Below are 13,024 nucleotides of genomic sequence, written 5' to 3'. Positions count from 1 at the left end.
GTCGTGATGAACGGTTAGCCTGACCTGAGTTCTGGTGAGGGAGGGCTGATGTCGCTGCGTCTGCCGGCCGGCAGCATCACGGTGCTGCTGGGCCCGTCCGTGGAACGCCGCCGGTTGATGAACCGGCTCGACGACGCCACGGGCCGCGGATCGGACGGTCGCGGCGCCGTCGTGCGGCGGCTCGGGGCGCGGGTCGCCGACGGGCTCGCCGACCGGATGCGCACAGTCGCGACGGCGCGGTCGGAGCCGACCGGGATGGTGCTGGCCGACCGCCTGACCGACGGGCTCGACGCGAGCGGCCGGCGCTGCGTGCTGGGAGCGTTGCGCGAGGTGGCCGCGAGCGGGGTCGCCGTCCTGGTGGACGACGTCGACCCGGTCGCGGCGCTCGCCATCGCGGACGGCGCGCTGCGCGTCGACGAGCGGGGCGGCATCCACCCCGAGGGTGTCTCGGAGCCGGCCTACCTGGCTTCGTAGGTCAGGCAGTCCGCGGCGTCGGCGCCCTGGCCGATGTTCACCGACGACGCGGTGCACTCCAGCTTCTCGTTGTAGCGACAGTCCGCGCGGTGACAGGCGCCGACGAGACCCCCGCGGTCCGTCCCGCCGCGGAACGAGATCTCCACGAAGGTGCCGCAGTGGGCGTGGTCCCCGGAGATCGTGATCGCACCGGCGTGGCAGCCGGAGTCCTCGTTGTAGGAGCAGCTCGTCGCGGAGCACTGCTGAACCTGGGGCAAGTCCTGGGCCGTGGTCATGCGGCACAGCGTGTCGGGGGCGGCCTGCGGTTGCCAGCCAACACAGGCTCGCCTGACCGGCGGTGCGGTCGACCTGAATCCCGGCCGGTAGCTGCGGGGATCCCGCCCGAAACCGCGATCTGGTGTGGCGTGGGTCACGCGAAGATGCCGCTGTTCGGGTGACCCCGCGGTCGCCGGGACGTGGGCCGCCGGGCAGGCTGCGGGGGAGGAGTCCGGTGTGGAGGATGAGGCGTGGACAACGATCTGATGACCCGGCTGATCCGGTACGCCGACTTGACCGCCTGGCCGGCGTTCGCGGCGTTCGGTGTCCGCGAGGCGGAGATCGACCGGCTGCTCGTGGTGACCGCCGGGCTGGAGCCGTCCGCGGCGCGGGAGGCCCGCGCGGAGCTGGCCGGCCGGGTCCGGGCCGCCGCGGGGGCACTGGTCTCCGAGCGCCCGGTCGCCGCGGGGCTCTCCCGGCTGGGACCGCGGCCCGGCGAGCGGCTGGTCGTCGTGGGTGACTCGATCTCGGCGGACCGGCTGAGCTGGGCACGGCTGCTGGCCGAGCTGGTGCCGCGGGTGGAGCCGGAGGCGTCGGTCGAGGTGCTCGCGCTCAGCGGCCGGACCAGCAGCGAGGCCCTCGCCCTCGGGCCGGTGCTCGTCTCCCGGGTCCCGACCCAGGTGCTGGTCATGATCGGGACCAACGACATCCGCCGGGAGGGCGCGACGACCGGGGTCCGGATGGTCTCGGCGGCCGAGACCGGGCGGAACCTGCGGGCGCTGCGGCTGCTGCTGGAGACCGAGACGGGTGCGAAGGTCCGGTTCATCGTGCCGCCGCCGATCGACCCCGGACGGGTCGGGCTCACCCGCGAGCTGACCGGCGAGTGGTGGGACGCCGCGGACCTGCCGGAGCTGCTGGCGACCGTGCGCGAGGTCGACCCGGAGGCGATCGACCTGGCCGGGATGCCGGTCGGCCCGGACTTCTGGGAGGACGACGGCCTGCATCCGAGCCCGGTCGGTCAGGTCGCGATCCTCCGCGCGGTGCTGGCTCTCATCTGAGCTCCCCCAGCGCCGCGCGGGTCGCGGCCGCGATGGCGTCCTCGCCGCGGTCGTCGTCCGGATCCCCGGTCGGGACGGTGAACACCGCCAGCGCCACCGGCGCTCCGTCCGCCGGGTACAGCACGCCGGCGTCGTTGCGCTCGCCCGCGGAGCCGGACCCGGTCTTCTCCCCGACCTCCCAGCCCGACGGCGCGCCGGCCCGGATCTGCCGGTCGCCGGTCGTGTTGGCGCGCAGCCAGCCGTCCAGGACGCCCCGCTCGGCCGGCGGCAGCGCGTCGCCGGTGACCAGCGCGCGCAGCGTGGCCGCCAGCGCGGCCGGCGTGCTGGTGTCGAGGTCGCCGTCGACGTCGTTCATCCCGGGTTCGATCCGGTCGGCCCGGGTCACCTCGTCGCCGAGCTCCCGCAGCCACGCCGTCAGCTCGGCCGGGCCGCCGGCCTCGCGCAGCAGCAGGTTGTGCGCGGTGTTGTCGGAGACCGTCACGGCCGCGTGGCAGAGCTCGGCGACCGTCATGCCCTCGGCCACCCGAGGGGTCGTCACGGGGGCGTAGGACAGCAGGTCGGCCGGGCCGTAGGCGACCCGCCGGTCGAGCAGTCCGGCGTCGCCCACGGAGCGGTGCAGCACGAACCCGGCCATCAGCGCCTTCATCACCGAGGCCATCAGGAACCGGTCGTCGGGCCGGTGCCCGACGGCGGCCCCGGAACCGGTGTCCAGCGCGACCACACCGATCCGGCGCGCGAAGTCCCGCTCGAGGTCGGCCATCGCCGGGATCGGCCCGGTCGTGGGGACGTCCGGCGCGGCGGGTCCCGCCTCCGGCGATGCGGGGGCGGAACAGCCGAGCAGGACGGCGCCGACGCCGGCGGAACCGAGGAGCAGGGAGCGGCGGGAGAGCGTCACGTCCGGTAGCGCATCAGATCCACTAGGGACGCTGACGCGCGGGGCGGACGAGGATCTCGCTGACGTCCACCTCCGGCGGCTGCCCGACGGCGTAGGCCACTGCGTCGGCGATCGCCTCCGGTCCGATCGCGTTCGCCCGGTAGGTCGTCATGGCCTCGCGCGCGCCGGGGTCGGAGATGTGCTCGGCCAGCTCGGAGGTGACGACGCCGGGAGACACCGTGGAGACCCGGATACCGGGCGGCGACTCCAGCCGCAGCCCCTCGGTGATCGCCCACGCCGCGTACTTGGTGCCGCAGTACACGGCGGCGGTCGGGCTGACCTGGTAGGCACCGACCGACGCCACGGTCACCACGTGCCCGCGGTCCTGGCGGGTGAAGTGCGGCAGCACCGCGCCGATGCCGTGCAGCAGCCCGCGGACGTTCACGTCGATCATGCGGTCCCACTCGTCGAGGCGCCCGGCGTCGAGTCGTGACAGCGGCATCACCCCGGCGTTGGCGACGAGCAGGTCGATCCGGCCGTGCCGCTCGACGATGTCGTCGACCGCGGCGCGCACGGCGCCGGCGTCGGTGACGTCCAGCTCGCACGGCTCGATCCGGCCCGGGCCCGGTGCGCCGGCGGCGAGCTCGGCGAGGCGGTCCGCGCGCCGGGCGGCGGCGACGACGCATCCGCCGTCCGCGGCCAGCCGGGTGGCGACGGCCCGGCCGATCCCGCTGCTGGCGCCGGTGACGAGGGCGACGGCGTGTCCGTTCGGGTTCGTGTTCGGCATGGATCCCATTCGACGCCGACGGCGGCGCGGCCGGGAGGCCACAGCGACCGGGGGAGTGGCGCACCCACCCTCCCGGTCGCGTCCCGCGGGAGGATGGGTGTCATGGCCCCGACGCCCCTCGGCGAGTACCTCCGCGCCCGGCGTGCGCAGGTCTCCCCTGGCGACGCCGGGCTGCCCGCGGGCAGCCGGCGACGGGTCGCGGGACTGCGGCGCGAGGAGGTCGCGCTGCTCGCCGGGATGAGCGCCGACTACTACGTCCGGCTCGAGCAGGGCCGCGAACGGAACCCGTCGGTCCAGGTCCTGGACGCGCTCGCGGACGTCCTGCGGCTCGACCACGACGCCCGTGACCACCTGCTGCGCCTCGCCGGCGCGGTGCCGCGACGACGCCGCAGCGGCAGCCGCGAACGGGTCGACCCGCAGCTGCGGATGCTGCTCGACGCCTGGGCCGGCCAACCGGCGATCGTCCTCGGCCGGGCCTACGACGTCCTCGCCGCGAACGCCCTGGGCGGCGCGCTCCTCGACCTGCTCCCGGCCGGGGTCAACCTGCTGGAACGGGTGTTCTGCGACCCGGCGGCCCGCAGCTTCTACGCGGACTGGGACGCCGCCGCCCGGGACGCCACGGCCGGGTTCCGGCTGCGGCACGGCGAGGCCCCGGACGACCCGCGGGTCCGCGCGGTGCTCGACGACGTGCGCGAGCGCAGCCCCGAGTTCGCGCGGCTGTGGGCACGGCACGACGCCCGGGGGAAGGCCGCCGGGACCAAGCGGCTGGTGCACCCGGCGGTCGGCGAGCTGGACCTGCGGATGGAGACCTTCGACGTCCGGTCCGCGCCCGGCCAGGAACTCGTCGTCTACCACGCCGAACCGGGGTCGGACACCGCGCGGAACCTGGCCCTGCTGGGCACCCTCGCGGCTGACGCCACCCGTGAGTGGTTGTCGCGGTCCTGACCGCGACAACCACTCACGGGCGGAGCCACTCCCGGGCGGCGGCGACCAGGGCGGCGACCCCGGTCGACAGCGTCGGCTCGATCACCGGCGCGAACCGGGGCGAGTGGTTCGACGGCAGATCCGCGACGCGGTCCCGGATCTCGTCCACGGTGCTCGCCCCGGCGAACACCGCCGGGTCGCCCCCGCCGAGCAGCCAGTACACGCAGGGCGCGCCGGCCGCGGTGGCGAACGCGCCGACGTCCTCGCTGCCGGTGACCGGACCGGGGTCGACGACCGGTAGCGGTGTGGCCGTCGCGAGCGCGGCCCGGGTGCGCTCGACGGCCGCGGCGTCGTTCACCACCGGCGGGAACGTCTCGACGACCCGGACCTCGGGGTCGCGCGGGGCGCCCGCCGCGGCCGCCTCGCCGCGCACGATCCGCCTCACCGCGCCCAGCACCCGCTCCCGCACGGCCGGGGTGTAGGACCGCACGGTCAGGCCCAGCTCGGCGGACTCGGGGACGATGTTCTCCTTCGTCCCCGCCCGGAGCATCCCGACGCCGAGCACCGCGGTCTCGGTCGCCGCGACCTCCCGGGACACCACCGTGTGCAGCCGCAGTACGGTCGCCGCCGCGAGCAGGACCGGGTCCACCGTGGTCTCCGGGCGCGAGCCGTGCCCACCCGAGCCGTGCAGCGTGACCCGCACGGTGTCGCTGCCGGCGAACGCGGCCCCGGACGCGACCGCGAGCACCCCGGCGGGCAGCGGCGCGACGTGCTGGCCCAGCACGACGTCCGGCACCCCGAACCGATCCAGCAGGCCGTCGTCGAGCATCGCGTGCGCGCCACCGCCGATCTCCTCGGCGGGCTGGAACACCACCAGCAGCGTCCCGGTCCAAGTGTCCGGTGTGGACGCCAGCTCGGCGGCCGCGCCGGCCAGGCAGGTGACGTGCATGTCGTGCCCGCAGGCGTGCGCGACGGCGGTGTCCTCGCCGTCGCGGGCGGTCCCGCGCGCGGTGCTGGCGTAGTCCAGGCCGGTGTCCTCGGCGACCGGCAGGGCGTCCATGTCGGCGCGCAGCAGCGCCACCGGCCCCGTGCCGTTGCGCAGGACGCCCACCACCCCGGTCCCGCCGACGCCCTCGGTCACCTCGTAGCCCGCCGCACGCAACCGGCCGGCGGCGACGGCGGCGGTGCGGGTCTCGGCGAACGACAGCTCGGGGTGGCGGTGCAGGTCGCGGTAGAGCTCGGCGAGATCGGCGCTCACGCGGGCCGAACCTACCGCCCGCCGGGCCGATCTTCCGCCGATCGCGCGCACCAGTGCGGTCATCGCCCGAATGGTCTAGCGCAAACGCGGTGAGCGGAAATTGATCATCGAGCGTATATCCCCCATTCATACGACGTTCAGCAAGCTCTTATGCTCCGCTGACCCAAACGTGTCAGGGGGCAACCGTTGATCATCGACGACGCACAGCCGGTCCGGCCGTACGCGACGGCACCCCGGAGGACCGCGGCGCGCGAGCCCGGCCCCTGGCGCGGGCTGGCGGTGTTCGTCGTCGGCAGGGCCGTCGCGCACCTGCTCGACGAGGCGGTCGCCGGCATCGCCCGCGGCCTGGAGATCCTCGACGTCGTCGTGCTCGACGAGTCGCAGCGCGCCCGCGCCCGGGCCGTCCTGCCAGGCCTCGGGCGGATGCGGCCCGCCGGCGCTCTCGCCGTCGAGCCGTACGCGTTCGTGGTCGCGTGCGACGTCGGATCCCCCGCGCCGGCCGGGGACCGGGCGGTCGAGGCGCGCGTCGCCGCCGTCCTGCACCACACCGAGCAGCGACTGGTACGCCGTTTCCAGCCGCGTAGCCGGGTCGGTCTCGTGGACGTCCTGGCGGGTCCGGAACGGGCGCTGGTCCTGCTCGACACCCTCGACGACCCGTCCGTGCGCGAACGGCTGGAGCCGCGGGCGGCGGAGCTGACCCGGGTCTGTGCCGTCCCGTTCCCGGTCCTGCGGATGCTGGGCGGGACCTCGCCCGGCTTCCGGGCCCGGGTCGCGCTCGTCGACCACCCGCGGTTCGGCCCGGTGGTCTGCAAGGTTTTCCGGCCGGGGTCGGCCGAGGCCTTCGACCGCGAGCTGCGGGCCCGCCTCGACCTCGGCGACCTGCCGGAGGTCCCCGCCCTGCTGGAGCACGGGCCGAACTGGCTGCTGACGCCGTTCTACCGGGACTCCGGACGGCACCTCGTCCGGCGGCTGCCCGGCGAGCTCGCCCAGCTGCGGCCCTCGGTGGTGCGGACGTTGCTGCGGTTCTGCCACGACCTGCACGACCGCGGCCGGTTCGTGCTCGACCTGTCGCCGCACAACCTGCTGTGGGACCCGCGGGCCGGCCTGAAGGTGCTCGACCTCGAGTTCGTGTTCGACTACCCCGACCCCGCGCCGTCCTGGGACGACTGCTGGAGCCTGCGCGGGGTGCCCGGTGATTTCCGGGCCGCCACCGAGGGGGTCCCGGAGCTGATGTTCACTCGTGGGGTGGGCAACTCGGTGTTCCATCCGGCGGTGTCCGGCCTGCGCCGCCGGGAGCTGCTCGGTGCCGGCTCGCGCTGGGAGTCGGCCCGGCGGACGGCGACCCAGCTGGCGTGGTTCGGCGCACTGGGCACCGTCGGCCGGCTGCACCCCGCCCTGCGGGGACATCGGTGACCGACCCGGAGGCCACCCGTCCGATCCGGGCCGTCGAACCCGGAACGAACGGTCCGGAGAGGAACCTGACCGCCCGCACCGCACGCGGCTTCGCCTGGGCCTTCACCGGGACGGTCGGCCAGGCCGTGCTGCAGCTCGGCGCCACGATCGCGCTGGCCCGGCTGCTGACCCCCGACGAGTTCGGCGCGGCCGCGGCGGCGCTGCTCATCGTCGGGCTGACCCAGCTCGTCACCCAGCTCGGTGTCGCCGCCGCGCTGGTGCACCGCCGGGACCTGGGCGAGCGCGACGTCGCCGCGGCCTTCTGGTTCTCGGTGCTGGTGGCCGCGGTGTTCGCCGCGGTGCTGGCGCTGTCCGCGCCGGTGCTCAACGGCCTGGTCGGGCTGCCGGCCGACTCGGTCCTGCTGCCGCTGCTGTCGATCGCGCTGGTGCTCGCCGGGGCGACGGCGGTGCCGCTCGGCCTGCTGCAGCGTGACCTGCGGTTCCGGCCGATGGCGATGGTCGACCTGGTGGCGGCGGGTCCGGCGCTGATCGGCGTGAGCGTGGTGCTGGCCCTGGCCGGGTTCGGCGCGGCCGCGCTGGCGTTCGGCGAGATCGCCGCCGCGGCGGCGAAGTGCGTCGGCTACTTCGCCCTGACCCGCCCGAGCGTCGCCCTCGAGCGGCCGTCGGTGATGTGGGGCCGGCTGAAGCCACTGCTCGGCTACGGGGCCGGGTTCTCGATCGCCCAGCTCGGGAACTGGTTCGCGCTCAACGCCGACAAGCTCGTCGTCGCGAACCTGCTCGGCACCACGTCGCTGGGTTTCTACACCCGGGCCTACAACCTGCTCTCCGAGCCCGCGAACGTGATCGGCGGGGCCGCGGACAAGGCGCTGTTCCCGGCGATGGCCCGGGTCCGCGACGACGGCGAACGGCTGCGCGCCGCCTATGTCCGCAGCTCCAGCCTGGTCGCGCTGGCCACCATCCCGGCCGCGGTGCTGCTGTGCGTGCTGGCCCCGGAGGTCGTCGGCGTGCTGCTCGGCCCGCAGTGGGGCGAGGCCGTCCTGCTCGTGCAGGTGTTCGCGCTGGTGTTGCTGCCGCGCACGTCGTACAAGATCAGTACCTCGCTCACCCGGGCGACCGGTGCGGTCTACCGGGCGGCGTGGCGGCAGTGGCTCTACGCCGGATACGTCGTGGTCCTCTGCGTCACCGGGGCGCTGACCTGGGGGATCGCCGGCGTCGCGGTCGGGGCGTCGGTGGCGATCGTCGTGCACTTCCTGGTGATGCTGCAGTTCTCCGCCCGGGTCTCGCCGGGGCTGATGGGCGCGGTGCTGCGGATGTACCCCAAGCACCTGCCCGGGCTCGTCGTGACCGTGGCGGCGACCTGGGGGGTGGCGACGCTCGTGCGGCCGGTCGGGTCGGACCTGCTGACCCTGGCGGTGTCCGCCCTCGCGGGCGGCGCGGCGGCGCTGGGCGTGCTGGTGCTGATGCGGGCGCGGTTCGCCGAGGAGCTCGCGGTGGTGCGGACGTTGCGCGGCGGCGGGGCCGGCGGGAAGAAGCCCGCCACCGACGACCGTCCGACGACGCGGATCCGGCCGGCGCGCGGGTAGGTGCTCAGCCGCCGTAGTGGTAGCGGCACGCGGCGATGCGGACCTCGTCGCCGACGATCTTGTAGATCAGCCGGTGCTCGTCGGTGATCCGGCGGAACCAGTAGCCGCTGAAGCCGTACCTCAGCGGCTCCGGCTTGCCGATCCCGTCGTTGCCGTGGCGGACGACGTCGGTCAGCAGGCTGTTGATCCGCTTCAGGCCCTTCCGGTCCTGGGTCTGCCACCAGAGGTAGTCCGCCCAGGCGTGTTCGTCCCAGACGAGCTTCACTCCTCGTCCGGGTCGACGAGGTCACGGGTGGAGCCTCCGCCGTTCTCCAGGCGGTCGATCGAGGACAGCAGGCGCCGGGCGTTCTCCGGGCTGCGCAGCAGGTAGGCGGTCTCCTTGAGCGACTCGTAGTCGTCGAGGGCGATCATGACGACGGCCTCGTGACCGGCGCGGGTGATCACGACCTCCTCCCGGTCGTCGACCACGGAGCTCAGCGTCTCGGCGTACCGCGCGCGGGACTCGGTGTAGCTCATCGTCCGCATGAGCACCTCCTTCACGTACAGAAAAGCGTACGCGCTCCCCTGATCGAACGGCAACGTTCCGGCGCGCACGCCATTGACACGTCGTTTACCGCGGCGCAACCGGACACCGCGAACGGATTCCTAGATTCACGCCCATCGTGGACGCCGGGACGGTTCCGGCGCCCGTCGGCACGATCCTCAGGAGTCCCCCATGCCGTCCGGCCGTCTCGTCACCCCGTCCCGCCGGGACCTCTTCCGCCTCGCCGGACTCGGCGCGGGACTCGGCGCCGCGGGGATGGCCCTCTCGGCCTGCGGCTCCAGCGGGTCCGCCCCGGCCGAGGCGGAGGCCGGGCAGTTCGGCGACATCGCCGTCCAGCTGTCCTGGATCAAGAACATCGAGTTCGGCGGCGAGTACATGGCCGACTCCCGGGGCTACTACACCGAGGCCGGGTTCACCGGCGTCGACCTGGTCAGCGGCCCGGTGGACAGCGCGGACGCCCTCGTGCTGGCCGGCAACGTCGACATCGGCATCACCGCCCCGGACGCGACGGCCCGGTTCATCACCGAGCAGGGCGCCCCGCTGAAGGTCATCGGCAGCACGTTCCAGCGCAACCCGTTCTGCATCCTCTCGCTCGAGGACCAGACCCCGATCCGGACCCTCGAGGACCTGGCCGGCAAGCGGATCGGCATCCAGGCCGGGACCAACCAGCAGATCTTCGCCGGGCTGCTCGCCGCGAACGGGATCGACCCGTCGACGATCGAGCAGGTCGTGGTGCAGTACGAGCCGGCGCCGCTGATCGAGGGATCCGTCGACGGCTTCATGTCCTTCCTGACCAACGAGCCGTTCCTGGTGCAGGCCGACGGGCACACCCCGGTCACGCTGTCGTTCGCCGACAACGGCCTCCCGCTGACCTCGGAGGTCTTCACCGTCCTGCAGTCGACCATCGACGAGAACCGGGACATGCTCAAGGCGTTCCTGCTCGCCGAGATCCGCGGCTGGAACGACGCCGTCGCCGACCCCGCCGAGTCCGCGCGGCTCGCCGTCGAGGTCTACGGCAGCGACCTCGGTCTGGACATCCCCGGCCAGACCGAGCAGGCCGAGGCGCAGAACGAGCTGATCGTCACCGACGACACCCGGGCCAACGGGCTGTTCACCTCCACCCCCGAGGCGCTCGAGCGGGTCGTCGGCGCGATCGGCGACATGGGGATCACGATCACCGCCGAGGAGCTCTACGACCTGTCGCTGCTGCAGGAGGTCTACGAGGAGAACCCGGACCTGATCGTCTGAGGCCCGGCGGTCGAGGGTCGAAGCAGCAGCACCGCCGGCTAGAGGGGAACCCATGACCGAGACGGCGACCGGCCGGATCGCGACCATCGATCCGGCCGCACACCCCGGAGCCGCCACCGGGATCAACATCCAGGGCATGACCCGGACCTTCACGATGGGCCGGGACACCGTGCAGGCCCTGTCGGCGATCGACCTGGGCACCACCCAGGACTCGTTCCTGTCGCTGCTCGGTCCCTCGGGCTGCGGCAAGTCCACGATCCTGCGGATCCTCGCCGGGCTGGACACCCCGTCGTCCGGCGAGGCGTTGATCAACGGCCGGTCCACCCGGGAGATCCAGCGCGACCACCAGCTCGGCATCGCCTTCCAGGAGGCGGCGCTGCTGCCCTGGCGCAGCGTCACCTCCAACATCGCGCTGCCGCTGGAGGTCGCCGGGATCACCCCGGCTCAGGGGCTGATCGACGACCTGATCGCCCTGGTCGGGCTGACGGGGTTCGAGAAGGCCAAGCCGGCCCAGCTCTCCGGCGGCATGCGCCAGCGGGTGGCGATCGCCCGCTGCCTGGTGGTGCAGCCGACCGTCATGCTGCTCGACGAGCCGTTCGGCGCGCTGGACGACATGACCCGCCAGCGGCTGAACGTCGAGCTACTGCGGATCTGGACCGAGCGCCCGGCGACCACGCTGATGGTCACGCACGGCATCTCGGAGGCGGTGTTCCTGTCCGACGTCGTCGCGGTGATGAGCGCGCGCCCGGGGCGGATCGCGGAGGTCGTCGAGATCGACCTGCCCCGGCCGCGGACCCCGGACCTGATGCGCACGCCCGAGTTCCACGCCTACGTCGACCGGCTCTCGGAGATCCTCTTCGGCGGCGGGGCGCACGAGTGAGCACACGGCTGACCACCCGCCTCGGCGGGCTGGTCGGAGTGCTGGTGATCCTCGCGGTCTGGTGGCTCGCGTCGGTCACGCTGTTCACCGGCAGCGGCACCATCCCCACCCCGGGCGCGGTGCTCGCCGAGATGGCCTCGCCCGAGCGGTGGGCCTCGACGCTGCGCAACTCGGTCTCGACGATCACCGCGGCGTCCCAGGGCTACCTGCTCGGCAACGGGCTGGCGATCGCGCTCGCCGTCGTCGTGCTGCTGGTGCCCCGGTTCGAGCCGCTGGCCAACCAGATCGCGATCGTCACCTACTGCGTGCCGCCGGTCGCGATCGGGCCGGTCATCGTGATCGTCGCCGGGCGGGACGCGCCGTCCGGGGCCTCGGTGGTGCTGGCCGCGCTGCTCTGCTTCTTCACCACCGTCGTCGGCTGCCTGGTCGGGCTGCGCGCCGCGCCGCGCGCCAGCCTGGACCTGGTGCGCGCCTACGGCGGCACGTCCTGGACGGTGCTGCGCAAGGTGCAGATCGTCTCCGCGCTGCCCAGCCTGTTCGCCGCACTGAAGATCGCCGCGCCGTCGGCGTTCCTCGGCGCGATCCTCGCCGAGTACCTCGGCAGCGGCGGCGAGCAGACCCTCGGCCGCGCGCTGATCGCGGCCCAGACCCAGGCCAACGCGCCGCTGCTCTGGTACCTGGCGCTGGTCAGCGGGCTGTTCTCCGGGGTGGCGTACCTGCTGGTCTCGCTCGTCGCCCGGGTGGCGACGCCGTGGGCCTCGGGTACCGACGTCGTGGCGGCCGGCCGATGACCGCGGTCCTGGAGGCGGGCACCCAGTCCCGCACCGCCGGTTCGGTGGCGGCCGCCGTGCTGCGCCGCGCCGGGCGGGCGGCGTTGACCGTCGGCGTCGCGCTGGTCGCGCTCGTAGTGCTCTGGACGCTGCTGCTGTGGGTGTTCGACGTGCCGGAGTTCGTCGGCAAGTCCCCATGGGCGGTGGCGCAGTACCTGTTCGCCGAGCAGCCGGCCCGCGGGGTCCGGCCCGCGTCGCTGTCGGCCGCCGACGCCCGCGTGCAGAGCTTCGGCGCGCTGTGGGTGACGCTGGGCAACGCCGCGCTCGGCTTCGTCGCCGGCATGGGCATCGCGACCGTGATCGCGGTGGGGTTCGTGCTGTTCCGGCCGTTCGAGATCGCCTTCATGCCGATCGCGATGCTGCTCCGCTCGGTGCCGCTGGTCGCGATGGCGCCGCTGCTGCTGCTGATCTTCGGGCAGGGACCGCTGGGCATCGCGGTGATCGCCGCGATCGTCGTGCTGTTCCCGGTCCTGGTCAACGTGGTGCTCGGGCTCAACTCGGTGCCGCAGCAGACCGTCGATCTCATCCGGGTCAACGGCGGCAACGCCTGGACGGTCATGCGCAAGGCCCGCATCCCGAGCGCGCTACCGCAGTTCCTCGCCTCCGCGCGGATCTCGGTGCCGGGCGCGATCGTCGGCGCGATGCTGGCGGAGTGGCTGTCCGGGTTCGTCGGGATGGGCGGGGTGCTGTCGGGCTACAACGGCTCCGGCAACTACGGCGGGGTGTGGACGATCGTCGCGCTGGCCGTCCTGGTGTCGATCGTGCTCTACGAGGTGATGACGGTCGTGGAGACCGCCGTGCTGGCCCAGTGGGGCCCGGATGCCGGGCGCCCTCCGCAGGGTTGATCACCGGTTCCGGAGCGGAGCGTTCGGCAGACGAACGCTCCGCTCCGGAAC

Annotated in this window: 15 protein-coding genes; 9 read left to right on the top strand and 6 right to left on the bottom strand. The window is 73.8% G+C overall.

Translation table 11 applies throughout. From position 1 onward, the window contains the following. Window positions 1-48 precede the first annotated feature (48 nt). The gene (locus WIS52_RS28905) at window positions 49-474 is read left to right on the top strand and encodes a hypothetical protein (protein ID WP_349301580.1); all 426 of its coding nucleotides are present in this window, start codon (window positions 49-51) and stop codon (window positions 472-474) included. Here WIS52_RS28905 and WIS52_RS28900 read toward each other — a convergent pair. Further along, a complete protein-coding gene (locus tag WIS52_RS28900; protein ID WP_349301579.1) occupies window positions 459-749 on the bottom strand; it encodes a DUF1540 domain-containing protein in 291 nt (96 codons plus the stop codon). The genes WIS52_RS28905 and WIS52_RS28900 overlap by 16 nt on opposite strands. A 231-nt stretch (window positions 750-980) precedes the next feature. On the opposite strand from WIS52_RS28900, the gene WIS52_RS28895 reads away from it, so the two are divergent. Continuing rightward, window positions 981-1,787: an SGNH/GDSL hydrolase family protein gene (locus tag WIS52_RS28895; RefSeq protein WP_349301578.1), complete on the top strand. Its 807-nt coding sequence runs from the start codon at window positions 981-983 to the stop codon at window positions 1,785-1,787. On the opposite strand, the gene bla is transcribed toward WIS52_RS28895, so the two are convergent. Both bla and WIS52_RS28885 read right to left on the bottom strand, forming a co-directional pair. Beyond that, on the bottom strand, window positions 1,780-2,682 hold the full coding sequence (gene bla, locus WIS52_RS28890) for a class A beta-lactamase (protein WP_349301577.1): 903 nt from the start codon (window positions 2,680-2,682) through the stop codon (window positions 1,780-1,782). The two genes, WIS52_RS28895 and bla, sit on opposite strands and share 8 nt — an antisense overlap. Window positions 2,683-2,704: 22 nt before the next feature. Continuing rightward, the gene (locus WIS52_RS28885) at window positions 2,705-3,448 is read right to left on the bottom strand and encodes an SDR family oxidoreductase (RefSeq protein ID WP_349301576.1); all 744 of its coding nucleotides are present in this window, start codon (window positions 3,446-3,448) and stop codon (window positions 2,705-2,707) included. Between the two features lie 102 nt (window positions 3,449-3,550). Between WIS52_RS28885 and WIS52_RS28880 the strand changes: the two genes are divergently transcribed. Continuing rightward, window positions 3,551-4,393, top strand: coding sequence for a helix-turn-helix domain-containing protein (locus WIS52_RS28880; protein ID WP_349301575.1), 843 nt, complete (start codon window positions 3,551-3,553; stop codon window positions 4,391-4,393). A gap of 13 nt (window positions 4,394-4,406) precedes the next feature. Here the strand turns inward: WIS52_RS28880 and WIS52_RS28875 are convergent, their stop codons facing one another. Beyond that, the gene (locus WIS52_RS28875) at window positions 4,407-5,630 is read right to left on the bottom strand and encodes an amidohydrolase (protein ID WP_349301574.1); all 1,224 of its coding nucleotides are present in this window, start codon (window positions 5,628-5,630) and stop codon (window positions 4,407-4,409) included. 186 nt (window positions 5,631-5,816) lie between these two features. On the opposite strand from WIS52_RS28875, the gene WIS52_RS28870 reads away from it, so the two are divergent. Continuing rightward, complete coding sequence (locus WIS52_RS28870; RefSeq protein ID WP_349301573.1) at window positions 5,817-7,043, top strand: hypothetical protein; 1,227 nt, start codon at window positions 5,817-5,819, stop codon at window positions 7,041-7,043. Further along, window positions 7,040-8,626: a lipopolysaccharide biosynthesis protein gene (locus WIS52_RS28865; RefSeq protein ID WP_349301572.1), complete on the top strand. Its 1,587-nt coding sequence runs from the start codon at window positions 7,040-7,042 to the stop codon at window positions 8,624-8,626. Before WIS52_RS28870 ends, WIS52_RS28865 begins: the two co-directional genes overlap by 4 nt. Window positions 8,627-8,630: 4 nt before the next feature. Here WIS52_RS28865 and WIS52_RS28860 read toward each other — a convergent pair whose 3' ends face one another. Together WIS52_RS28860 and WIS52_RS28855 are read right to left on the bottom strand one after the other, a co-directional pair. Beyond that, window positions 8,631-8,891 (bottom strand): Txe/YoeB family addiction module toxin, encoded by a 261-nt coding sequence (locus WIS52_RS28860; protein ID WP_349301571.1) that lies wholly within the window; start codon window positions 8,889-8,891, stop codon window positions 8,631-8,633. After that, entirely contained in the window at window positions 8,888-9,166 is a 279-nt protein-coding gene (locus WIS52_RS28855; protein WP_349301570.1) for a type II toxin-antitoxin system Phd/YefM family antitoxin, read from the bottom strand. The genes WIS52_RS28860 and WIS52_RS28855 overlap by 4 nt, the downstream gene beginning before the upstream one ends. A gap of 175 nt (window positions 9,167-9,341) precedes the next feature. On the opposite strand from WIS52_RS28855, the gene WIS52_RS28850 reads away from it, so the two are divergent. The 4 genes from WIS52_RS28850 to WIS52_RS28835 are packed head-to-tail and all read left to right on the top strand — an operon-like array spanning window position 9,342 to window position 12,973. Continuing rightward, window positions 9,342-10,418: an ABC transporter substrate-binding protein gene (locus WIS52_RS28850; RefSeq protein ID WP_349301569.1), complete on the top strand. Its 1,077-nt coding sequence runs from the start codon at window positions 9,342-9,344 to the stop codon at window positions 10,416-10,418. Between the two features lie 52 nt (window positions 10,419-10,470). Beyond that, window positions 10,471-11,298, top strand: a complete 828-nt coding sequence (locus tag WIS52_RS28845; protein WP_349301568.1) for an ABC transporter ATP-binding protein — start codon at window positions 10,471-10,473, stop codon at window positions 11,296-11,298. Next, window positions 11,295-12,089: an ABC transporter permease gene (locus tag WIS52_RS28840; RefSeq protein ID WP_349301567.1), complete on the top strand. Its 795-nt coding sequence runs from the start codon at window positions 11,295-11,297 to the stop codon at window positions 12,087-12,089. Before WIS52_RS28845 ends, WIS52_RS28840 begins: the two co-directional genes overlap by 4 nt. After that, window positions 12,086-12,973 (top strand): ABC transporter permease, encoded by an 888-nt coding sequence (locus WIS52_RS28835; protein ID WP_349301566.1) that lies wholly within the window; start codon window positions 12,086-12,088, stop codon window positions 12,971-12,973. The genes WIS52_RS28840 and WIS52_RS28835 overlap by 4 nt, the downstream gene beginning before the upstream one ends. Window positions 12,974-13,024 lie beyond the last annotated feature (51 nt).

The sequence above is a fragment of the Pseudonocardia nematodicida genome, assembly GCF_040105385.1.
GTDB classification, from domain to species: Bacteria; Actinomycetota; Actinomycetes; order Mycobacteriales; family Pseudonocardiaceae; genus Pseudonocardia; species Pseudonocardia nematodicida.
Note: the sequence above shows the minus strand (reverse complement) of the source record. Positions and strands in the feature narration are given on the sequence as shown.

Coding starts and splice junctions, on each gene's coding strand:
- WIS52_RS28845 (WP_349301568.1), top strand. CDS start 10,471: ATGACCGAGACGGCGACCGGCCGGATCGCGACCATCGATCCGGCCGCA.
- WIS52_RS28880 (WP_349301575.1), top strand. CDS start 3,551: ATGGCCCCGACGCCCCTCGGCGAGTACCTCCGCGCCCGGCGTGCGCAG.
- WIS52_RS28885 (WP_349301576.1), bottom strand. CDS start 3,448: ATGCCGAACACGAACCCGAACGGACACGCCGTCGCCCTCGTCACCGGC.
- WIS52_RS28835 (WP_349301566.1), top strand. CDS start 12,086: ATGACCGCGGTCCTGGAGGCGGGCACCCAGTCCCGCACCGCCGGTTCG.
- WIS52_RS28905 (WP_349301580.1), top strand. CDS start 49: ATGTCGCTGCGTCTGCCGGCCGGCAGCATCACGGTGCTGCTGGGCCCG.
- WIS52_RS28850 (WP_349301569.1), top strand. CDS start 9,342: ATGCCGTCCGGCCGTCTCGTCACCCCGTCCCGCCGGGACCTCTTCCGC.
- WIS52_RS28900 (WP_349301579.1), bottom strand. CDS start 749: ATGACCACGGCCCAGGACTTGCCCCAGGTTCAGCAGTGCTCCGCGACG.